This window comes from Endozoicomonas atrinae (genome assembly GCF_001647025.1).
Taxonomy (GTDB): Bacteria; Pseudomonadota; Gammaproteobacteria; order Pseudomonadales; family Endozoicomonadaceae; genus Endozoicomonas; species Endozoicomonas atrinae.
On the sequence record NZ_LUKQ02000087.1, the window covers coordinates 1 to 22,360 of the forward strand.

18 protein-coding genes and 2 pseudogenes are annotated in these 22,360 nt (G+C 48.4%); 7 read left to right on the forward strand and 13 right to left on the reverse strand.

The annotated features are described in order from the left end of the window. Positions 1-176, forward strand: a pseudogene (locus tag AK963_RS32025) (IS256 family transposase); the annotation flags it as partial. Between the two features lie 76 nt (positions 177-252). On the opposite strand, the gene ptsG reads toward AK963_RS32025, so the two are convergent. Next, on the reverse strand, positions 253-1,686 hold the full coding sequence (ptsG, locus tag AK963_RS13650) for a PTS glucose transporter subunit IIBC (protein WP_066016029.1): 1,434 nt from the start codon (positions 1,684-1,686) through the stop codon (positions 253-255). 718 nt (positions 1,687-2,404) lie between these two features. On the opposite strand from ptsG, the gene AK963_RS13655 reads away from it, so the two are divergent. The 4 genes from AK963_RS13655 to queF all read left to right on the forward strand — a co-directional run bounded on the left by AK963_RS13655 (position 2,405) and on the right by queF (position 6,090). Next, positions 2,405-3,316: a TIGR01777 family oxidoreductase gene (locus tag AK963_RS13655; RefSeq protein WP_066016014.1), complete on the forward strand. Its 912-nt coding sequence runs from the start codon at positions 2,405-2,407 to the stop codon at positions 3,314-3,316. Between the two features lie 129 nt (positions 3,317-3,445). Next, on the forward strand, positions 3,446-4,393 hold the full coding sequence (locus AK963_RS13660; RefSeq protein WP_066016015.1) for an ABC transporter ATP-binding protein: 948 nt from the start codon (positions 3,446-3,448) through the stop codon (positions 4,391-4,393). A 122-nt stretch (positions 4,394-4,515) separates the two neighbouring features. Next, positions 4,516-5,229, forward strand: coding sequence for an ABC transporter permease (locus tag AK963_RS13665; RefSeq protein WP_420795610.1), 714 nt, complete (start codon positions 4,516-4,518; stop codon positions 5,227-5,229). Positions 5,230-5,241: 12 nt separating this feature from the next. Next, entirely contained in the window at positions 5,242-6,090 is an 849-nt protein-coding gene (queF, locus tag AK963_RS13670) for an NADPH-dependent 7-cyano-7-deazaguanine reductase QueF (RefSeq protein WP_066016017.1), read from the forward strand. Between the two features lie 76 nt (positions 6,091-6,166). Here the strand turns inward: queF and AK963_RS32030 are convergent, their stop codons facing one another. The 8 genes from AK963_RS32030 to AK963_RS13715 form a co-directional block, all read right to left on the reverse strand. After that, entirely contained in the window at positions 6,167-8,404 is a 2,238-nt protein-coding gene (locus tag AK963_RS32030; RefSeq protein ID WP_139117403.1) for a hypothetical protein, read from the reverse strand. A gap of 153 nt (positions 8,405-8,557) precedes the next feature. After that, complete coding sequence (locus AK963_RS13685; RefSeq protein ID WP_066016030.1) at positions 8,558-9,997, reverse strand: adenylate/guanylate cyclase domain-containing protein; 1,440 nt, start codon at positions 9,995-9,997, stop codon at positions 8,558-8,560. A gap of 111 nt (positions 9,998-10,108) precedes the next feature. Continuing rightward, the gene (locus AK963_RS13690) at positions 10,109-11,098 is read right to left on the reverse strand and encodes an NAD(P)H-dependent flavin oxidoreductase (protein ID WP_202969771.1); all 990 of its coding nucleotides are present in this window, start codon (positions 11,096-11,098) and stop codon (positions 10,109-10,111) included. A 20-nt stretch (positions 11,099-11,118) separates the two neighbouring features. After that, positions 11,119-13,113 (reverse strand): acetyl/propionyl/methylcrotonyl-CoA carboxylase subunit alpha, encoded by a 1,995-nt coding sequence (locus tag AK963_RS13695; protein ID WP_066016020.1) that lies wholly within the window; start codon positions 13,111-13,113, stop codon positions 11,119-11,121. A gap of 9 nt (positions 13,114-13,122) precedes the next feature. Continuing rightward, positions 13,123-13,908 carry an enoyl-CoA hydratase/isomerase family protein gene (locus AK963_RS13700; protein ID WP_083232639.1) on the reverse strand — a complete coding sequence of 262 codons (786 nt, stop codon included), beginning with the start codon at positions 13,906-13,908 and terminating at the stop codon, positions 13,123-13,125. A 5-nt stretch (positions 13,909-13,913) separates the two neighbouring features. After that, complete coding sequence (locus AK963_RS13705) at positions 13,914-15,062, reverse strand: acyl-CoA dehydrogenase family protein (RefSeq protein ID WP_066016022.1); 1,149 nt, start codon at positions 15,060-15,062, stop codon at positions 13,914-13,916. 38 nt (positions 15,063-15,100) lie between these two features. Then, entirely contained in the window at positions 15,101-16,717 is a 1,617-nt protein-coding gene (locus AK963_RS13710; protein ID WP_066016023.1) for an acyl-CoA carboxylase subunit beta, read from the reverse strand. Next, positions 16,714-18,564, reverse strand: coding sequence for an acyclic terpene utilization AtuA family protein (locus tag AK963_RS13715; protein WP_066016024.1), 1,851 nt, complete (start codon positions 18,562-18,564; stop codon positions 16,714-16,716). Before AK963_RS13715 ends, AK963_RS13710 begins: the two co-directional genes overlap by 4 nt. Before the next feature lie 242 nt (positions 18,565-18,806). On the opposite strand from AK963_RS13715, the gene AK963_RS13720 reads away from it, so the two are divergent. Then, positions 18,807-19,451: a TetR/AcrR family transcriptional regulator gene (locus AK963_RS13720; RefSeq protein WP_066016025.1), complete on the forward strand. Its 645-nt coding sequence runs from the start codon at positions 18,807-18,809 to the stop codon at positions 19,449-19,451. Between the two features lie 149 nt (positions 19,452-19,600). After that, on the forward strand, positions 19,601-20,182 hold the full coding sequence (locus AK963_RS13725) for a nitroreductase family protein (RefSeq protein ID WP_066016026.1): 582 nt from the start codon (positions 19,601-19,603) through the stop codon (positions 20,180-20,182). Here AK963_RS13725 and AK963_RS13730 read toward each other — a convergent pair. From AK963_RS13730 to AK963_RS35360, 4 genes and pseudogenes are all read right to left on the reverse strand, one after another. Beyond that, the gene (locus AK963_RS13730; protein WP_066016027.1) at positions 20,169-20,618 is read right to left on the reverse strand and encodes a YcgN family cysteine cluster protein; all 450 of its coding nucleotides are present in this window, start codon (positions 20,616-20,618) and stop codon (positions 20,169-20,171) included. The genes AK963_RS13725 and AK963_RS13730 overlap by 14 nt on opposite strands. Then, positions 20,615-20,914: a YcgL domain-containing protein gene (locus AK963_RS13735; protein ID WP_066016028.1), complete on the reverse strand. Its 300-nt coding sequence runs from the start codon at positions 20,912-20,914 to the stop codon at positions 20,615-20,617. The genes AK963_RS13730 and AK963_RS13735 overlap by 4 nt, the downstream gene beginning before the upstream one ends. Then, positions 20,915-22,057, reverse strand: a complete 1,143-nt coding sequence (rnd, locus tag AK963_RS13740) for a ribonuclease D (RefSeq protein WP_202969772.1) — start codon at positions 22,055-22,057, stop codon at positions 20,915-20,917. 113 nt (positions 22,058-22,170) lie between these two features. Continuing rightward, positions 22,171-22,360: pseudogene (locus AK963_RS35360) on the reverse strand (IS630 family transposase); the annotation flags it as partial.

Below are 22,360 nucleotides of genomic sequence, written 5' to 3' on the forward strand. Positions count from 1 at the left end.
GCGTCATTCGTAAGGCGATCAAGAACCGGAAGATTTTTCGGACTGATGAGTCAGTCATGAAGGTAATCTATCTGGCCATGGAAAAAGCTTCCGAGAAATGGACCATGCCGATCAGGAACTGGAAAGCAGCCATGAACCGGTTTGAAATTATGTTTCCTGACCGGTTCAAGGAGTAATAGTTTTGGTGGCGTTTACACAGAATTATTTACAGGCTCGATTTATACCCTCTGGTTCATCAGAGAAATTTAGAGTTTATAATGAACGCATCGCTTCCTGCATCTCCGTGCGAATATTGTCTGAGCGTGGTCCGAAGATTGCCTGCATATTTTGACCTACCACGACAACTGCGGTTGCTCCCAGCTGTTTGATTCGATCAACATCCACATCTTCTGTATTGTTGACGGTAACTCTAAGCCGGGTAATACAGGCGTCAAGATTTTTGATATTGCCTTTTCCTCCAAACGCTTTAACCAGATCAACGGCCAATTCACTGGATGATTCAACGCCAGTTTCACTTTCGCTTTCATCTTCACGTCCGGGCGTTTTCAGGTTAAGTGCCAGGATCAGTACCCGGAAAATGACATAGTAAAGCACTGCATAGAGTGTCCCGAGAATAATGATCCAGACCGGTTTGGTGGCAATACCAAAATAGAGAACATAGTCGATCAGGCCATTGGAAAAGGACATGGCCATCTTGATGTCGAGATAGTTGGTGATAGCGTAAGCCATACCAGCCAGCAGCGCATGAATACCGTAGAGCAGCGGGGCGACAAACAGGAAAGAAAACTCAATAGGCTCTGTGATGCCGGTCAGTACAGAGGTGAGAGCCGCTGAGAGCATGATGCCGCCAGCCTTTGCTCTGTTTTCGGGTTTTGCACAATGCCACATGGCAATGGCTGCAGCCGGCAGGCCGAACATTTTGAACAGATAGCCACCGGCAAGAAATCCTGCTGTTGGGTCTCCGGCAAAGAAGCGGGCAATATCGCCATTAAATACCGTGCCGGATTCATCAATAAATTCACCCATCTCCATCTGGAAAGGGACATTCCAGATATGGTGCAGGCCAAAGGGGATGAGCAGTCTCTCGACAAAGCCATACACAAATCCCGCAGCTTCCGGATTCTCAGTCACTGACCATTGGGAAAAGTCATTGATCACCAACTGAATAGGAGGCCAGATAAAGCTGAGCAGAATACCCAGGAAAATGGCACCAATGCCTGTGGCTATAGGGACAAAACGCTTGCCAGCAAAGAAGCCCAGGTATTCTGGTAACTGTATTTTGTAATACCGGTTAAACATAATTGAAGCCAGTATCCCTACAATGATGCCGCCAAATACGCCGGTATCAATGGTATCTATGCCCATTACTGAAGCTGGCTCAAACCCCAGATGGTTGGCCATGATACCCATGGTCCCGAGCATAATGACAAAGCCAACGACGGCTGCTACGGAAGAGACACCGTCGTTTTCCGTTAGCCCTATGGCCGTACCAATGGCAAAAATTAAAGGGAGGTTGCTGAATACGGCTCCGCCGGCCTGAGCCATAATGCTGGAAATCAGATCCGGTATAAATGAAAACCCCGCGCTGCCCACGCCCAGAAGAATCCCGGCGACAGGCAGTACGGCAACTGGCAGCATTAACGCTCTGCCAATTTTTTGCAGCGTACCGAAAGTACTTTTGATCATGAGGGTGGCTCCGGAAAGGGAATTACAGGTCAGAAAGCTGCTCGGTAACAGCTGGCTAAAGCGGTGCTCCTTTCTGTTATGAAAGGCGTCAGAGTCACGGGCAACCTTGCTGCTATCAGCTTGAGTCAATCTCGGTCAGTGTGTTGGAAGAGAAAAACAATAATTCACAAGAATAGACCAACTGCACGCTTTGCTATGGAGCTAATGTCAGATTCAATAAGTTAGCTAATAGAGTTATAAATAGATGGGTAGGTATATGCCGAAATAAATTGACCTAGGTCAATCAATAGGGTGCGGTTTTTACGTATCATTCTGGGTGTGTACTGGATCAATGAGAGCAGGTTCCAAAAAACAAGAAATAGCCTGCTCCGGGTCTTGGCAGTGTCAACCTCAGCATGGATATTAGAAGAGAAGCGGGAGCCTTCATTCGATCCAGCCTGTATGCCCCGGAGTAATTTTTCCGGGGATTTTCTTACCGGATGTTGAGGTGCTGATTCCATTTTTTATGGAGATATAAAAAGAAGCGGGAGCATCAGCGTGATAGTCAATAAAGCTCAGGTTTGAGGGGACCTGGGCTTTTTTTTTATCTTTTCAGGAAATGTTACGATTACTATTAGTTAATACATTTATTGGTGGTAGTGTTATTACCAAATCGTAACAGCCCGTGTCAGGCAATAATAGCTTGTCTGCTAAGCAGGGCTCTGGAGCTGATGGATACATGCAATTTCTGATTACGGGTGGGACAGGATTTATTGGGCGCCGGCTGGTTCACCGACTGCTTAATGAAGGGCATCAGGTGGTCGTGCTGAGCCGTCAGGCGGCAAAAGATGTGCGTTTGCAACTGTCTACACGGGTGAAGCCTGTCTCGTCCTTATCGGCGGTAAACCCATCGGCTTACTTTGACGCTGTAATTAATCTTGCGGGTGAAGGCATTCTGGATAAGCGGTGGAGTCAGGCTCGTAAAAAAGAGCTGCTGGATAGCCGTATTGGTGTGACCTCTGAGCTTGTTGATCTGATTGAGCGAATGGAAAATAAGCCGGGCTGTTTCATAAGTGCCTCTGCTGTTGGGTATTATGGCTTTAAGCGTCCCGGAGAACAGCTGGATGAAACTGCTGAAGTAGGCAGTGACTTTGCTGCAACGCTGTGTGATCGCTGGGAGCAGGTTGCTTCAAGAGTTGAGGCTCTGGGCGTTCGCACCTGTATTGTCCGGGTCGGTGTTGTGTTACATCCCAGCGGTGGAGCGCTGCAGAAAATGCTACCGATATTCCGGCTGGGACTGGGAGGCCCCATTGGTAATGGACAGCAGATCATGTCCTGGATACATATGGATGATATGCTTAATACGTTGATCTATCTGGTTAATCACCCAGAGACAAAAGGTCTATATAATGCAGTGGCACCCGAAAATTTAACGAATAAAGCATTTGCCAAAGAGCTTGGACGTGTCGTTCGTCGACCTACCATTATTAACACACCTGAATGTGTACTCAGTTTGATGCTCGGTGAGTCTGCCCAGTTGCTAACTGAAGGTCAGGCCGTGGTTCCTAAACGGCTTCAGGATGCAGGCTTTACCTTTGCATACCCCAATGCCAGAAAGGCGCTGGCATCACTGCTTACTCATCTCAGGTAGATTTGGTGTACGCCCATATTCAATCGTTATCCATAGAGTCCCAGGCTTTGGAAAATAAAGTGGCGATTTTAAAGATCTGTTTGTAATAAAATTTCATTATTGATTATAGAAATCTCAAGGCTGAGAACAATGACTCAGGCGTTGGCCATAAAGAATTTAAAAAAAGTATACGACGACGGTTTTGTCGCTCTGAAAGGGGTTGATCTGGAGGTTGGCAAAGGTGATTTTTTTGCATTGCTAGGTCCCAATGGAGCTGGGAAATCAACCACTATCGGCGTTATTTCATCACTGGTTCGAAAGTCAGAAGGGAGTGTGTCTGTCTTCGGCCATGATATTGAGCAGGATCTGGTTAGAGCCAAGCGCTCACTGGGGGTAGTTCCCCAGGAATTTAATTTTAATCAGTTTGAAAAAGTAGAAGATATTCTGGTCAGTCAGGCTGGCTATTATGGACTCTCAGTCCGGCAGGCCAGACCCCGTATTGAGCATTACCTAAAAAAGCTTGGCCTTTGGGATAAACGATTTACCCAGTCCCGAATGCTGTCAGGAGGTATGAAGCGACGCCTGATGATTGCCAGGGCTCTGATTCATGAGCCGGAACTGCTGATTCTTGATGAACCCACCGCAGGAGTAGATATTGAGCTTCGCAGAAGTCTCTGGGAGTTTATTAAAGAGATTAATGACCAGGGCACCACCATCATTCTAACGACCCACTATCTGGAAGAGGCTGAGCAGCTCTGTCGAAATATCGCCATTATTGATCAGGGTGAAATTGTTGAAAATACCAGTATGAAGCAACTGTTAAGCCTGTTGCAGAAGGAAAGCTTTGTACTGGATTTGCGACAGCCAATTGAGCAAACACCTGTGTTCTCGGGCTATAAGGTGAGCAAAATTGACAGCAACTCGCTGGAAGTTGAAGTGGATAAAAATACCGGGGTTAATGACCTGTTCAGGCAGTTGAGCGAGCTTAAGATTGAAGTTGCCAGTATGAGAAATAAGAATAACCGACTGGAAGAGCTGTTCGTCAATATGACGAAGGGGGTCTTGAGAGGAGTTGATTCAGAGGGAGAAAGGGCGTGATGTCAGGTCTGGAAAATACTGGGGGGCGAGGTCAAGGTCTGCCTGGAAAGCCTCAGCACAGTGAATACCGCTATCACTGGGTTGCTTTCGTGACGATCTTTGCCAAGGAAGTACGGCGCTTTATGAGAATCTGGCCGCAAACTCTGTTACCACCGGCTATCTCGATGGTGCTCTATTTCGTCATATTTGGCGCTGTTATTGGCTCCCGTATTGGCACGATGAGTGGCTTTAGCTATATGACTTACGTCCTGCCAGGACTGGTAATGATGTCGGTTATCACCAACAGCTTCAGTAATGTGGCCTCAAGTTTTTTCAGCAATAAATTTCAGCGAAGTATTGAAGAAGTTCTAATATCACCCGTTCCCAACTGGATCATTCTGGCAGGCTATGTGCTGGGCGGTGTAGCACGGGGTGTGATTACCGGAGCCATCGTTATGGGGCTGGGATTATTCTTTGTTGAGCTGAAAGTCTATGATGTTTTTGCTACGCTGCTGGCTGTGGTGATGACCGCGACTTTGTTTGCGCTTGGCGGTTTTATTAATGGTATCTTCGCCAGAAAGTTTGATGATGTTTCTATCATTCCTACCTTTGTATTGACGCCCATGACCTACCTTGGTGGTGTATTTTACTCCATCGAAATACTGCCCGAATTCTGGCAGAAAGTGTCCATGCTGAACCCGATTCTCTATCAGGTGAATACGTTTCGCTATGGGCTATTGGGTGAGGCGGGTGGTATTGATACCGGCTTTTCTTTTGTTGTAATGCTACTGGCTATATTGTCACTGGGTGCATACAGCTTGCATCTGCTGAAAACCGGTCGTGGCCTGAGAAGTTGATGGTTGTTTGACATGAGTAATGTTCTGCATGCTTCACCGCTGGGTAAAAACAGCGAGTACAAATCGGAATACGATCCTTCGCTGCTGTTTCCTATTGAGCGGAAAGACAAGCGTGAAGAGCTGGGTATTGATCCGGATAATTTGCCATTTTATGGTCGTGACCTCTGGTATGGCTATGAGCTTTCCTGGTTAAACATGTCTGGGAAACCAGTAGTACGCGTGGCTCAATTCGAGTTACCTTGTGATTCACCTTGCTTGGTTGAGTCCAAGTCTTTCAAGCTTTATCTCAACTCATTTAATCAGTCCCGCTTTGAAAGTGCTGAACAGGTTGCAGAACGCATGACTCAGAACCTTTCTGCGGTAGCAAAAGCGCCGGTAGCTGTGTGGCTATATACCATCGATGAATTTGAGAGGCGGGCTTTTGATAGTACGCCGGGAATCAATATTGATGAGCTGGATGTGGCTGTGGACTGTTATCGATATGACCCAAATCTACTGGCCAGACATTCTATTGGTGATGAGCCAGAGTCTGATGGAATAGTCAGTGAAACGTTGCATACACACCTGCTGAAATCCAACTGCCCTGTTACCGGCCAGCCTGACTGGGGAACTCTGGTGGTCAGTTACCGTGGAGAGCCGGTTGATCATACATCGCTACTGAAATATGTCTGCTCATTCAGGGATCATCAGGAATTCCATGAGCAATGTGTTGAGCGTGCGTTTGTTGATCTGCAAAAACACTACAAGTTTGAAGAACTGACAGTCTATGCTCAATATCTGCGGCGTGGGGGACTGGATATTAACCCCTGGCGTAGCACATTAGATATCAAGCCAGAGGCTCTCAGGTTTATTCGACAGTAGGCCTCTTCAACGATTAATTTGTTAGGTCAATGTGTTGTGTTACAACAAGCTTCAGGCTTCACCTGTTTTGAATAGGCTATGTCTTTCTCCATTCATGACCCCTTTGGCTGTCTGCAATACTGTCTTTGTAAGAGGGCCTCTGTTCAGGATTTTGAAAGGACTTCATTGCAGGATTGTCTTGGGTGCGGTCATACATGTCATAACCTGGTGGGAGTGTATTAGTTCTTTTAATAATTACGCTTTCTGGCTGACTCTGTGGTGCTTTCCAACGAAAGCTGGCTGACTTCTCGGTCAGGGGGGGGCGTTCTTTGCTGCTTTCCCCTGCCAGCCCTGATGTTCGACCTGACGTTAAAGTATTCATCTGGTTTGGAGAAGGGCATGCTTCTTCAGCAGTCTTTTTTTTCGGTCCGTTATTCATTGGTTCTGCTTGGTGGTGAGTACTGTATTGATTTTGACGAATACATAGAGAGTCAGCAGTAGCATAATGAGAAAAAGTGGTGTCAGATTTGGTTGTTGATAGTGAAGTTTTATCTGAGCGAATTGGAACGGGGGGTTTAGGGCTTGAGTGCTTTGGTGTATAAGCTGTAGTTTGCTGCTTTGACGACTCCAATGAATTGCCAGCGTCAGTTCTATTAGCTGTACCATAGCTCGATGCGATATTGCTTCCTCCGGTGAATGATCTGGGGTGTGGTTCATTAAATTTAGTTTCCAGTTCGTGTAAAACAGTTTCATGGTGATCTTCTGGACTTAGTGGATCGGTGAGTTTAGAAGGCAGTGGAGGCATTTTAGAAAGAAGTGACTGTGTCTGGTAGCAGTGCTGGTCAGTATTCCCTGCATAGCCAGGAACATGGGAAGGTGATGAAGTCGCTTTGCTACTGCTGTTTGGGGCGCTGGTGGAATGATGATAAGGCTTTTCAGGAGAATGTGAGGCTTTTGCAGGTGAAGAAGTCAGGGATGAATATACATTAAATTCCGCTGTATGGCCGCTTGGCGGGGGTTGTTTTGAATGATTTAGAGATGGTTGTGCCTGATGTTGTAAATAGTCGCTATCTTTTCTGGTGACTGGGGCGCCGAAATCATTTTCTCTGCTTCTTGATGATAAAGGTTCTGATCGAATGGTACTGGGGTGTTTATCATGAAAGCTACCATGGCGAGGGCTTAATCCTGACGGAGCAGAGTATCTTGTATTTAGGTGTTCTGAGTGTTGCTTTGTATTTGGCTGACTAACTGTACCAGTATCCAATAGGTCTCGCTGAGACCAGATAGAATCCTCATTCGTTAATCTTCTTGCTTGATGATGAGCATGTGTTTTAGTTCTTGTCTCATTTGTTACACTTGAGCCAACTGTATCAATACTGGTAGTCGATCCTCTTATGCTGGAAGACCGGCTTAAGCGATCGCTTTCTTTAGAAGACCAGGAGTGGGTAGTTCGATCGCTTCTTCTATACACTGTCCTCGGTTCAATATCAAAACCACCTTCTTGAGATTGAATAGGTTCATCCAAAAGGCTCTCAAAATTTACGATATATCTAGAATAGCCTGCTCTATTTACGGCATTGAGCAATATGCATGGTGATACTTCTCCTGTCATCTTTGTTGCCTTAATTAATTTGACAAGGGGGTTATCGCCTTTCAGATTACTAATGTTCTCTCTGATTTTATCGTATGTGGCCCCTATTAAAACCTTCCTCATTTCATCCATCACTCTTTCAGTGAATGGATTGTTTTTAATAATACCCTTTAAACCGCTTTTTTTTGTTTTTTTTGCTTCTTGTACTTTGGGGTCGTTTTCCATGCGATTGAATAGTTCATTCCACTCGTTTAGTGGAGGGGGAGGTGATTTGAATACAGCATGATATCGTGGGTCAGTAATCTGGCAATTCATTTCATTAAAAGAGTGCTGGAGCGCCTGTGGTATGTCCTCAGGCACAAGATTTTCTAACGCCTTACTAAAAAGAACTGACAGCACTTCAAGACGCTTTTCAGGCTCCAGTACTTCAAATAGACTGCCGAATGTGGAAGAAAGGTCATCTAGGCGTGATAGGGGGCCTAATGCCGTCCATGCTCTCCGAAGCTGGGAGCATGAGGCCTCAAATTGATCCAGAGGATCTGACCTGATGGGGGATTCATGGAGTTGTCGTATTGTGGCTTTGTCCAGGTATCTTTGGGGTTGTTCAGTGCGTACAGAACGGTGTTGATGTTTTACTTCACCGGGTTTGTTTTCAGTACGAAAATATGGATTTTCTGATGATGGTGAGCTTGAGAATTGGAATATTGCTGGTGATCTTTGGGTAGTATTTGGCGCTGGTTCCATATCAAGGGTACCTTGGGATGAAGCTAGTATAAAGTTTACTCGGCAATGAAAATTATTGTTATGGAGTAAGGCCTCAACGCATTTTAGATTATTAAATAGATATTTTAAGAATTTACTTTGGTGTTGTTAAACAACAGCTTTATATTAAGGACGCTAAGATGCAATCTGCGAAATATTGTTTCGAACAGGGTTTGCTGGGCTCGAAATATCATCCTTCAAAAGTTTCTGAGTTGCTTCATCCAGAGTTTGAATAATTTTCCTGCGCTCATATTCATCAATACTGTTTGTATCCAGGCTGAAAGAAAAGCCTTTGGTATCAAGCTCAAAGTAACTTTTCTGCAGGCCAAGGTTACGGCGAAGGTCTATAACCTTATAAATAGGCACCGAACGACTAAAGCCTTTTACCTGAATATCCCCTTTGGACTGGCAAAGTACGACATCTCTAACCAGTGACCAGGTTTCGTGAGATAGCAGGATCTGGTTGGGCTCTGCTGCGCTTTCCAGGCGGCTGGCTAAATTCACCTCTCGACCAAGGAGGGTATAATCCATACGGGACTCTGCGCCGAAATTACCAACAGTGCAGTAGCCGGTATTAATACCAATTCTGATGCGAAGCGGATTCTCGATGCCTTTGGCAATCCACTGTTTACGCAGTACCTGCATGTGCTTCTGCATTTCAATGGCCATTGATACTGCAGCCAGCGCATCTTTTCGGTAGCCCCGGGTTTTAGGATCGCCAAAAAAGATCATAATACTGTCACCGATAAACTTATCGATTGTGCCACCGTACTTCAGCGCAATACGGGACATGTCGTTCAGGTAGGTGTTCAGCAGTTCTGTCAGTACCTCTGGTTCCAGCTCTTCGGCCAGGTCGGTAAAGCCTTTGATATCGGAAAAAAAGACGGTCAGTTTTTTTCGCTGGCTTTCCAGTTTAGTATTGCGCTTACCGGAAAAAATGGACTCCCAGACCTGGGGAGAAAGGTATTTAGCCAGACTGCTGGCAAGCCTGCTGTATCGCTGTCTCTGCTGTTGGGCACTGAGCTGGATGGCCTGAAAATGCTGCTCTCTATGCCTCAGTGTATAGGCAAGATAGGATACGAAAAGAAGCATTCCGAGAAGGCTTATAAATGTCGCATCTTTCCCGGTCGAAATGGTGATGTTAAGTTCAATAAAGTGATGAATAAATAAAGCAGCTGCAGCAGAGGGTATGGTTATAAGCAGCCCTCTGGGCCCCTGAAGGTATATAGCCCAGCCTGCCAGTAAAATAACCAGCAACATGCCACTGACCATTGGGAAATTGACAAGAGTGATTAAGACCCCAACATTCAGAGAGTCCACGAAAAGAGTGGCCAGAGACCTTTTGTTGTCAACTGTCTCCTGATTTTTGGTGCGGAATAGCGCATTGATAACCAGGTTTGAAAGCTGGGGAAAAACCGCTAAATAGGCGACAGCGCCAATAAAGATGCCAGGAAGGTACTGATTGGCCAGCCCATAAACAATCACTGAGGCTGCAAGCCAATAGGCCAGGACTCTTGGAGAGATCCGGGGGGCACGATTCAGGGGCGGAGATACAGGTTTTTTTTTAAATTGCATTAGAATGGGTTCATAGCCAGACCTGATAATACCTTCAGCAATTTGCTGAGAGCTGGCAATTCTAACATGCAAAAGTGCTCAAATCTGTATCTCATGTAGTTCTTTACCAAATTAACGAATACTTTCGTTGTACTCATTGATCATCTGATCAACCAGTCGCTCACAGCTGATAGTATCCTTTATGCCCCCAACACCCTGGCCAGCAGACCAGACATCCTGCCAGGCTTTTGAGCTGTCTGTTCCCTTGGGGGTGAGCTTTTCGCCAAAGTTAACATTGCCCGGGTTGAGTAGGGCATCCATGTCATAGCCCGAGTTGATCAAGCTCTGTTTCATAAAGTTTGAAGGAACACCCGTCACAGCGGGTGTATGAACAATATCTTCAGCACTGGAGTCAATGACCATGGCTTTGTGTCCTGAAGGTGCGCGACTTTCAAGGGTATTGATAAAGCGAGTGCCGATATAGGCCAGGTCGGCACCCATCAGTTGAGCGGCATGAACCTGGTGTCCATGGTTAATACAACCGCCCAGCAGCAGGGTCTTATTCCAGAATGTCCGGATTTCTTCAACCAGTGCAAAGGGGTTTAGGGTGCCCGCATGGCCTCCCGCTCCCCCACTGACGGCAATAATACCGTCAACATTGGCAGCCGCTGCTTTTTTAGCGTGTCGGACACTGGCTGCATCGTGAAAAACAATGCCGCCATAATCATGGACCCGGTTAACCACATCACGCATGGCTCCCAGTGCCGTGATTACCAGCGGCACTTTGTATTTAATGCAGAGTGCCAGGTCAGCTTCCAGCCTGGGATTCGATTCGTGAACAATTAAATTCACGCCAAACGGCGCTGGTTGTTTTCCAGTCTGTTGTTCAAAATCTGACAGCTCGGCAGTTATTTGAACCAGCCACTCTTCCAACCCTTCACTGGTTCGCTGATTCAACGCTGGAAACGTACCAACAATACCTTTCTTGCAGCCAGCGATGACGAGGTCAGGGCCGGACACCAGAAACATGGGAGCCATGACGACCGGAATGGTCAGTTGGTTCTGCCATTGATCAGGCAGAGTCTGGTTTGCACATCGTGTTGAAGACTCTTTTGAAAACACCTGTGATACTCCTGAAACTATTATTCTTCTAATTCAATCAAAAGTTGGCGGCCTTTCACCTGGTCACCTGGCTGCGCATTGATGTTACCAACAATACCGTCCATGCCTGCCCTGAGTGGATGTTCCATTTTCATGGCTTCGACGACGATAAGTACATCGCCGCATTTTATGGTTTGTCCCTGCTCAACCAGAAGATCGACCACTACACCATCCATCGAGGCAAGTACCTGGCTGGAGCCAGCCTTGCTGTCTTTTGTCACCATAAACGTCTGATCGGTGAACCGCAGGTTTCCCCGGTGGCTGGCGAGCCACAGCTCTGGCACTTCCCCATTACGATTGATGGAGAAGGTCGCTGTTTTCATAACGCCGTCAGCAATATAACGCAGCTGGTGGCCACTGCATTCAATCAGCTGAAATTCTATGGGAGTCTGGTCGAGTTCTTTGCTTTCAAAAGATATGCGGTAGCTACTTGGACATTCTTTGGAAATTTTTACGGTTCGTAGATGATCGCCACAGCCAAGCTTGATTGGCCTTTCAAAGGATAGGGTAGTCTGTAGGTTACTGCTTTCTACCTGAGGCCCTTCACTCAGTAGCAAAGCGGCAAGTAACCATTCTTCATGGGTGACGACCTGAGAGGTCAGGCTGGCGTTACTGGTGAATTTATCCCGGATAAAATCGGTGGTTGCCTGGCCACTGACAAAAGCTTCGCTCTGGAGTAGCTCACTAAGAAAACAGCGATTATCCCGTAACCCTAATAAGTGAGAGTCTTGTACTAATCTCAATAAACGACGCCGAGCCTGCTCCCGGTTATCCCCATAAGCAATGAACTTTGCCAGCATCGGGTCATAGTGCGCACTTATCTGGTTGCCTTGCTGGATACCCGAATCCACTCTGATCCCGTTGAAAGCGTCACCGGATACGCTGTCCGTCAAGGCTGGTTGCCATAGTGATATGGTTCCTGTCTGGGGCATAAAGCCATTTGCTGGGTCTTCTGCATAGAGGCGGACTTCAATAGCGTGACCATTTAATTGGATTTGGTCCTGAGTGAGCGGTAATTTCTCACCAGCAGCCACTCTTAATTGCCACTCCACAAGATCCAGATTGGTCACCAGCTCGGTAACTGGGTGCTCGACCTGCAGCCGTGTATTCATTTCCAGAAAGTAGAACTCATTTTCACTGGTCAGCAGAAATTCAACCGTGCCAGCACCAACATAATTACAGGCTTTTGCTGCAGAGATAGCGGCCTGACCCATTAACTCCCTCAGTTCAGGTGTCAGTGCCGGTGAAGGTGCTTCTTCAATGACCTTCTGATGGCGTCGCTGCATGCTGCAATCACGCTCGCCTAAATGGATGGTGTTGCCATAGATGTCAGCAAAAACCTGTATTTCGATATGACGGACAGAGGTCATTGCTTTTTCGAGAATCAGCTCATCACAGCCAAAGGCGCTGGCTGCTTCAGAGCGTGCTGATTTAAGCGCACCTTCCAGTTCGGAAGCGTGGTTTACGACACGCATTCCCCGGCCACCTCCCCCCGCAGAGGCTTTCACCATAATTGGATAGCCAATACTTTCTGCGGCGCTGGTGAGCGCTTTATCACTTTGCTCCTTGCCTTCATAGCCGGGAATACAGGGGACGTTTGAAGCAAGCATGACCTCTTTCGCGGCTCGCTTACTGCCCATCAACTCAATGGATTTAGAGTCGGGTCCAATAAAGACCAGGCCCTGTTCATTGCATGCCTCTGCAAAGTCAGCGTTTTCGGATAAGAACCCATAGCCGGGGTGTATGGCATCACTCCCTGTGATTCGGGCAGCATGAAGGATATTGTTGATATTTGAGTAGCTGTCACTGGCCAGGCCCTTACCTATACAGACGGCTTCATCGGCCAGCCGGACATGAGGGGCATCACAGTCGGGTTCTGAATAAACAGCAACGGTCCGATACCCAAGCGATTTGGCAGAGGCAATGACACGCCGGGCAATTTCACCGCGATTGGCCACTAATACTTTATGAAACATGCTCTTCCCCTATCGCCAATTCGGTTTACTTTTATTCGCAAAAGCCCTGGCACCTTCACGGCCTTCTCCCTGGACACTGTCAGCAAAGTGAATAGCGGCTTCATCCAGTAATGATGCCATGGGCAGCTTGCCTACTTTGTGCATCAGGGCCTTGGTTGTGGCTGTGGCTTGAGGCGCGCAGTTCATCGCCGCTGATACGGCCAATGTCAGCTGGCTGTCCAGTTCGTCCTGAGTCTGGGAAACATGATGAATAAGGCCAAGCGTCAGAGCCTGTGCTGCTGGAATTCGCTGTCCAAGCAACGCCAGTCGTCTTGCCTGGGTCAGGCCAATACGGTCAACCACGAAAGGGGCGATCTGTGCCGGTATGATTCCTAGAGAGGTCTCAGGCATGGCAAATGCCGAGGTGGTATCGCTGATCGCGACATCACTGATACAGGCAAGGCCAAAACCACCCCCCAGCACGGCCCCCTGTAAAACAGTAATGACCACGCAGGGCAGGGTATTCGCCTGTTCCAGCATCAGGCCAAAGGAGCGGTTGAATTGGGCCAGTTCGTTCCGGTCACTGGCAATGGCCTGCATTTCTTTGATATCCCCACCCGCGCAGAAATTTCCGTCCGCTCCACGGATGATGAATACCCTTACCTGTTGCTCAACTGCTCGATTCATGACCTGAGTCAGTTCGTTGACCATGGTCAGATTCATAGCATTGGCCTGCTTTGGCCGGTTCAGGGTAACGGTTAGAACATCCGCCTGTTGCTCAACGAGCAGGGTTTTGTAGATTTCTGGAGTACCCATTGTGATTACCCCAGCGCTTTAGCCATATTTTTGCCAATAATCCCGAGCATAATTTCATCAGCACCGCCGCCAATGGAGCCAAGACGGTTATCCCGGTAGAAGCGGCTTACGACGTTATCCCACATAAAGCCCATGCCTCCCCAGTACTGCAGGCAGGCATCACTGACTTCTCGTGAAAGGCGACCGGATTTTAATTTGGCCATGGAAGCAAGCTGCGTGACATCTTCACCCTGGCTGTATCGTTCACAAGCCTGATAAGTCAGGGCCCGAAGCGCCTCAACTTCTGTTTGCAGCTCTGCCAGTCGAAACAGAATGGACTGGTTGGCAATCAGAGGTTTGCCAAAGGCGTTGCGCTCCCGAGTGTAGGTAAGCGTGTCGTTTATACAGATTTCCATCCCTTTCAGTGACATGGCAGCAACGTATAACCGCTCCTCCTGAAACTGCTGCATCTGCATGACAAAGCCGCCACCTTCCGGGCCAATCCGGTTTTTTTGCGGAACCCGTACGTTATCAAAGAAAATCTGTGCGGTATCAGAACTGCGCATGCCCAGTTTGTTGAGTTTTTCCGAGAATGAAATTCCAGGTGTATCGGTAGGAACGATAATCAGTGATTTGTTCTTGTGGGCTGGTTCGTCAGAGGTATTGGCCAGCAGGCAGATAAAGTCAGCCTGAGTGGCATTGGTGATCCACATTTTGCTGCCATTGATAATGTAGTCGTCACCGTCTTTCATGGCCGTTGTCTTGATGGCAGCAACGTCGCTGCCAGCTCCGGGCTCGCTGACACCGATACAGGCTACCCTATCGCCAGCAATGGCCGGTGCCAGGTATGTCTCACGGACATAATCACTGCCGAACCGTGCCAGTGCCGGGGTGGCCATGTTGGTCTGTACGCCAATGGCCATCGGGATACCACCGCAGCGAATGGCGCCGAACTCTTCTGCCGCCAGCATTTCAAAGGTGTAGTCGAGCCCCATACCACCATTTTCTACCGGTTTGCTGATACCGAGCAGACCCAGGTCACCCATCTTTTTGAAGAGGGCTTTAGCGGGAAATAGGCCAGACTCCTCCCAGCTGTCGACATGGGGATTAACTTCATTTTCTACAAAGTTTGCAATGGTGCGTTTAAGCTCCAGATGTTCCTGGGTGAGTATCATGATATTTCCTGGTTTATTGTTGTTATTGGAAAATAGGATTAAAAACGTGCGACACCAAATGTATTATTTTTGAGGTGTCTGTTGTCTGCCTGCCTGCAAATATCCAGCAAATTAGCCAGCAATTCCCGTGTATCACGGGGATCAATTAAGCCATCATCCCAGAGGCGGGCTGTGCCAAATATTGCGGTTGACCCCGCATTGAGTTTTGCCGCAGTGGCAGCCTCCATTTGTTCGAGTTGTGATGGATCGGGTTCCTGTCCCATTTTGCGCATTTTATCTTCACTGACAATCCGCAATACTTTGCCAGCCTGTTCGCCCCCCATCACCGCCGTTCGGGCATTGGGCCATGAGAAAATAAAGCGCGGGTCCAGGCCACGACCACACATGGCGTAGTTGCCAGCGCCGTAGGAGCCGCCAATTAAAATGGATATTTTGGGGACGCTGGCATTGGCTACCGCCTGAATCATCTTTGAACCATGCTTGATAATGCCACTTTGCTCTGCATCCGTGCCCACCATAAATCCAGTGGTGTTATGAAGGAAAAGCAGTGACCGGTGACTCTGCTCACAGAGTTGAATAAACTGCGCTGCCTTGTTAGCGCCTTTTGCGGTTATTGGCCCGTTGTTGCCAATAATCCCAACGCTGTGACCGTCAATATGAGCAAAGCCACAAACGGTCTGCAGATCGAAATCGCTTTTGAAGTCGCTGAAGGCCGAGTCATCAACCAGTCGCGCAATGACTTCTCTCACATCATAGGGCTTTTTGCTATCACAGGGGATAATGCCCAGCAGTTCATCACTGTTATATCGTGGTTGTTTACTTTCGCGTTTCTCAGGCAATGCCAGCCGTTCATTCCAACCAAGGCTTTGGGTGATATCCCGGGCAAGGGCTATTCCCTCGACATCATCCTGAGCCAGATAGTCGGCTGTACCGGCTTGATAAACATGAATATCACTGCCACCCAGTTCTTCATCGGTGGCAATCTCACCGGTAGCGGCCTTAAGCAGAGGAGGTCCTGCCAGAAACATTTTGGTTTGACTCTTAACAGCCACAACGTAGTCGGACAAACCCGGCTGATAGGCGCCACCAGCAGTGGCATTACCATGTACGACAGTGACCTGGGGTATGCCGGCTTTTGACAAACGAGCCTGGTTGGCAAACGCACGGGCACCAGGAACAAAGACATCCGTGGCGTAAGTCAGGTTTGCACCCCCACTTTCCGCAAGCGTGATCAGAGGTAGCTTGTTCTCGTGGGCAATCTCCTGCAAGCGCAGTGTTTTCTCAAGGCCGGTAGGAGAGATGGTGCCGCCTTTTATGGCACTGTTATTGACTTGCAGCATGCATCGAACACCACTGACAAACCCGATGCCTGCGATAATCCCGCCACCCGCTGTTGAGCCATCCTTGTCATCGTGCATTTTGTAACCGGCCAGAGAGCTCAGCTCAATAAAACTGGAACCGGGGTCGAGGAGTAGTGCTAAACGTTCGCGGGGCAGGAGTTTGCCTTTGTTGTGGAATTTATCCCTGGCACTGTGGGCTTTATCGAGCGTTGCCTGCTCAAGGCTTCGAAACTGTTCAATGGCCGATAGCATGGCGTTTCGATTCTCGCTGAATGCCTGCCCATGAATGTCTATTTGAGAGTCAATGATCCTCACTCTGTCTCCCCCGCAACCTGTTCATACAGGCTTTTATTGATAGGAATGGGTATCGAAAGTAATTGCTGAGCAAGGGCCTTTCCCTGTGGATCGATACGCAGGCTGGCCATGCCACCACCACCGAGACAGTGGGTCATGACAATATTGATACTGTTTAATGCGGGTAGCTGATAGCGGATAACCTCACTCCGATCACTCATTAGATGAGCAAAGTATTCTGCAATTCGGTGAGGAGTTAATGCCTTTTCAATATACGGCAAATAACTTTTATCTCGGGCAATAATACCAATATTGCAGTGGTTACCTTTGTCACCACTGCGTCCGAGAGCGAGCTTGATCAGAGGCACGGTAAATTCAGGGCTGTTATTCAGTGGTTTGGGCAGTGGCTTATCCTTCCAGGTGTTTTCTAAGGAATCTGCAGTCTGTCCTGAAATAACGGATACCACTTCAGATTCACTCTCTCGGGTATTGATCAGGCGGTAAGTGGGCGAAATATCACGTTTGTTGATTAAGAAAGAGAAGAGGCAAAGGCGAGGGCTTGGCTTTGGGCGACCTCCCACCAGACCCGTAATGCCTGGAGCCATGGCTGTTGCCGCTTGGGCAATCTCAGAGCCAAAGATCTGCAGGGCTTTTTTATCCTGATGGGAAGTGCCAATTTTTACCACGACTTCACGAGGTTGAGCCTGGCCTGTCAGTGCTTGAACACCATAGGTTGACTCGGTACCCAGTACTTCAATATTAACATCGTTGAAGTCATCCAGGCCTTTCAGTTTTAACAACCCACGGACTCTTTGAATAATCGCATCAGCAACTGCCTGCCCCTTTTCGCCAGCATCAATGCCTCCGATCATAAAGGTGGCTGTTGAACGAAAGCCATCCATATACGTCGCGCTGACTTTATATTGGGGCGTACAAGGGCGACCTCTGGCTCCGGTTACCCGCACTTGGTTGGTGTCAGTTTGCTCCAGCGTTACCTGGCTGAAATCGCAGGTGACGTCAGGCAGTAAATACGCTTCGGGATTACCAATTTCATAGAGGATCTGCTCAGCAACGGTGTTGCAGCTCACCAGTCCACCGGTACCGGAACATTTGCTCACAATAAATGAGCCATCCTTCTGGCACTCAATAATGGGAAAACCCATATTGGCATAATCATCTTTTACCAGGCGCCAGTCGGTAAAATTACCCCCGGTTGCCTGGGTTCCACATTCGATAACATGGCCCGCCAGGGAGCCCTGCGCCAGTTTGTCATAGTCCTGCCAGGACCAGCCAAGCTCATGAACCAGTGGGCCAAGTACGACAGCACTGTCCACAACCCGGCCAGTAATCACAATATCTGCTCCCGCAGCCAGTGCTGCCGTAATAGAAGGAGCACCCAGATAAGCGTTCACGCTGGTTAAGTGGTCGGGTATCGGTTGGCCACTGAACATATCCACGATATGGGGGTGTAATTGCTGGTTGGCCTGAAAAGCTTGTGTCAGGTTGTCCCCCTCAACGACGGCGATCGTCAGGTCAATCCCTGAGTCTGCAACGACTTTTGCCAGTGCTTCAGCGCAACCCTTGGCATTGATGCCACCAGCATTGCTGCATACCTTAATACCCTGGGTTTTGATCTGACCAAGCAGCGGTTTCAATGTGGCAATGAAATCGGGAGCAAACCCAGCGGATGGATTTTTCATTTGTGCGCCAGCCATGATGGACAGCGTCATTTCTGCAAGGTAGTCAAAAACCAGATAATCGAGTTGACCACCGTTAACCAGCTGGTGGGCGGCAGTCGCAGTATCACCCCAGAAGGCGGAGGCACAACCGATTCGAACTTTTTTTTCAGGCGTCTTTTGAGGTGACATAGGTGAGTTTGATGGCAAATATTGTTATTGTTTGATGGAGGTTACCAAGCAAGTGATTGGTTGGGAAGTGGTTGAATTAAAAAAAACAAGCGTTTGCTTTGTGAGATGCTGCTGCTTTTCCAGCTGTGTTAGGCTCTGTTGACATAAGGTTGCAGGCTCAGTGGCTCGTATAGCCAGCAACCTTATGTCAACAGAGCCTAAACTGACTCAAATTATAATTTTAGAACTCAAACAAACGTCTTATGTCATTTATTGCACTCAGTGCCCAGCAAACCGCAGAGCTTTCCCGGCAGTTGATTGATCAGGGATTAATTGTTGCCCCGGAGAGTGCTAAGGGCCGCCTGCTGAAATCTGCTGCCCGATTATTCAGAACCAATGGCTACGAGAGGACGACGGTCAGGGATCTGGCAAAAGATATCGGGATACAATCCGGTAGCCTGTTTCATCATTACCCCAGCAAGCAGGAGATCCTGCGGAGTGTGGTGGAAGAGACCATCTTACTGAATATTGAAACCATGAAATTGTCACTGAGCCTGAATCAGGATGTCAGGCATCGACTTTATGGTCTTATTCTCTGTGAGCTGCAGTCCATTCTGGTGGATAATGGGGCAGAGATGGCAGTGCTGGTTTACGAGTGGCGTGGGCTGAGTGATGAAAACCAGAGTGAAATTCTGAAGCTTAGAGATGAATATGAACGACTGTGGATTGATGTTCTGGAAGAGGCCAGGGAGCAGAATTTGATTGTCATTCCACCAGCGATGTTACGACGGCTATTAACCGGCTCCATCAGTTGGAGTATTAACTGGTTTAAGCCTGATGGTGATTTATCCCTGGAAGCCCTGGCAGAGATGATTTTGTCGATGGCCTTGAATACATCGAAACGGTAAGGGTTTGTCTCGGAATAACTTCCATATTTGGTAAAAAGCCGCCGTCCGCTACCCGCTGCTCGCAAAAGCACACGCGGGCAGCGGGTAGCGTCACTTGAAATGTCGAAGTAATTTAAGGACAGTTCCTAAGTAATGGGTAGGAGTGATTGATGAATGGTATAGAACTTTTGCTGGAAAGGGTGTCGACGCCGATGCTGGATGAACCGGCACCCAGCGATCAGCAACTGGATGTCATGTTTCGGGCTGCCCTGAGAGCCCCTGACCATGGTCGTATTCGCCCCTGGCGTTTTTTGAAAGTCAGTGGAGAAGCGCGGGAGGCTCTGGGGGAGTTGATGGCACAAGCGGCCCTGGAAGATCAGCCGGACCTCTCAGAAGATGCACTGGCTCGTTTCAGAGGGATGCCGCTCCGGGCACCTATGCTGGTACTGGCCATCTGCCCGGTTAAGAAGCATCCAAAGGTACCGGAAATTGAGCAGAAGATGTCGCTGGCGGCTGCAGTTCAATCATTGCTGCTGGCGGCCCATGCCCAGGGGGTTGGGGCGATCTGGCGAACCGGAGATCTTTGTTACCACCCCGCACTGGCAAAAGGCCTGGGCCTTGCCGACAATGAGCAGCTAATGGGTTTTATCTACCTTGGTAAGCCGGCTGGTGCTAAAAAGAAGTTACCAGTGCTTGATACCCATGATTTTGTTGCTGACTGGTCAGGACGTTCCGCTGTCAGCGAATCATAGTATGGGGAATGATATAGTCTTCAAAGTCGTCTTCCGCTATATCATTTTCTGAGTGTACCCACCCCTTGACTGAGATGTTGGCTTGATGGACTGATTCATCCGAGCCTGACACCAGGGGGTGCCAGTCAAACAGCGGTTTCCTTTCACTGATAAGTCGATAGGCGCAGGTCTCGGGCAGCCAGTGGAATAGCTCAACATCTTTCAGTGTCAGTACCGTACACTCCGGAACGATGTCTTTACGATTTGGATAGTCCTTGCACTGACAGCTACTCGTATCCAGCAATTTGCAGGCTACTGATGTGTAATAAACCTCATCCGTATCTTCATCTTCCAGTTTGTGCAGGCAGCAGCGACCACAGCGGTCACAAAGGCTTTCCCACTCAGCGGTTGTCATTTCTGACAGGGCTTTGGTTTCCCAGAAAGGTTTAGCTGTCATGTCGGGTCGTTAAACGAAAGAAACTCATCCGGCAGTTTGATCAGATAATCTTCCTGCTCTTTGGGGGGCATTTGCAGATAGAAGCCATTGTCAGAAATCCCCTGAAGAACACTGGCGGTTTCTACACGAGCCAGTTTTTTCTCCGGAGTCAGCAGCAGATCGAAAACATGCACCGGTTTACCAAAAACGTTCAGTAAGGCTTCAGGCAGCGTTTTTTCCAGAACCGCCCCTTTATTCAGGTAAAGGTACATCTCTTCCCGTTTAGGGCTTTTGTAAATGGAAACCAGAGACTTCATTCAATGGCCTTTTTCCTGTTGGTTTAGTTGCTGAATCAGCGGGATACCTATGGTATCACGACGCCACCCAGTGAGGGTATCCGGGAGGATAAATTGACCATTCTCCAGCCAGCTGCGCAGCAGTGGCGAGGTCAGTTTCCCCGGCATCAGCAGCTCCAGTGGCAGCTGCAGTTCATCAGCCAGTTGGGACATGAGCGTCTTTATTCGTTTTCCCCAGTCCTTGGCATTTTTTGGTAGGGGAGGAGGCAGTTTCTCCGGCCTTTGCGCTTCTGGAACCTGGCTGGAAGAACGAATGATATCCAGAATTTGTTCGCCATGATTGCGAATGATGCTGGAGCGCATTTCTGGTATTTCCCGCAGAGCATTCATAGCTTTAGGCTGAAACCTTGCCAGGGGCCATAGGCTGCCTTTGGGGATAACCCGGTTTCGAGGAACATCCTGACTGCGGGAGGCCACTTCCCGAAAGTGGCAAAGTGCTTTAAGGACTGCCAGTTGCTGGGGGCGCAGTTGCCAGCCTCTTTTTACGTCTTTCCAGGCATTCTCGGGATCGAAAGGCAGAACATTTAACGTCAGCGCAAGGCATTCATCTTCCAGCCATGCTTTTTTGGGGGTCGGAGCCAGCAGCTGATCCAGGTGCTCATAAATTTCCAGCAAATGAGCGACATCCAGGCTGGCGTAGCGAACCTGTGCATCTGTCAGAGGTCGTTGGCGCCAGTTGGACCGCGTCTCATCCTTGGGCAGGTCGATATTCAGTACATGCTTGAGCAGAGCCTGATAGCCAAGGGAGAAGCCGAGGTTGGCAAACGCAGCGGCCAGCTGAGTATCAAACAGTGGTCTAGGAACGGTCTCGGTTAGCAGTTTGAATACTTCCAGGTCTTCACTGCAGGCATGAAGCACTTTGACAACCGAGCTGTTTTCAAACAACCTGGCCAGAGGTTCCCATTGATCAATGGCAAGTGGATCGATCAGGAAAATATCAGTACCTGTACCCACCTGAATCAGTCCCGGCTGGGGATAGAAAGTGTCAGTACGGATGAACTCAGTATCCAGAGCGATGGCATCAAGGCTGGACCATCGTTGGCAATAGTCTTCAAGTGACTGATTGTTGTTGATCCAGATTGGCTCTGGCGACAAAAGTTGCATATCGAATGGTTCTAATGAAAAACTCCATTATAAACAGTCAATAGCAGCTCTTGATAGAGCAGCGTCGTTTTTACAATCCTCTCTATTCATCTAATACCAATTGAATTTTCTAACTACTGTATAACTGCCCAATCACGGGAGCACAGACTGAACAGTCGACCAGCTTCGCTGCAAAGGTTATTCCAAGCTTCACAGCAACAATCTACAATATTTTCATAACCTGAAAATGCTTTGTTTGATAAGTCATGCTCCCGCATCCACTCCCATAGCCTTTCTGAGCTGTTTAACTCCGGTGCGAATGGT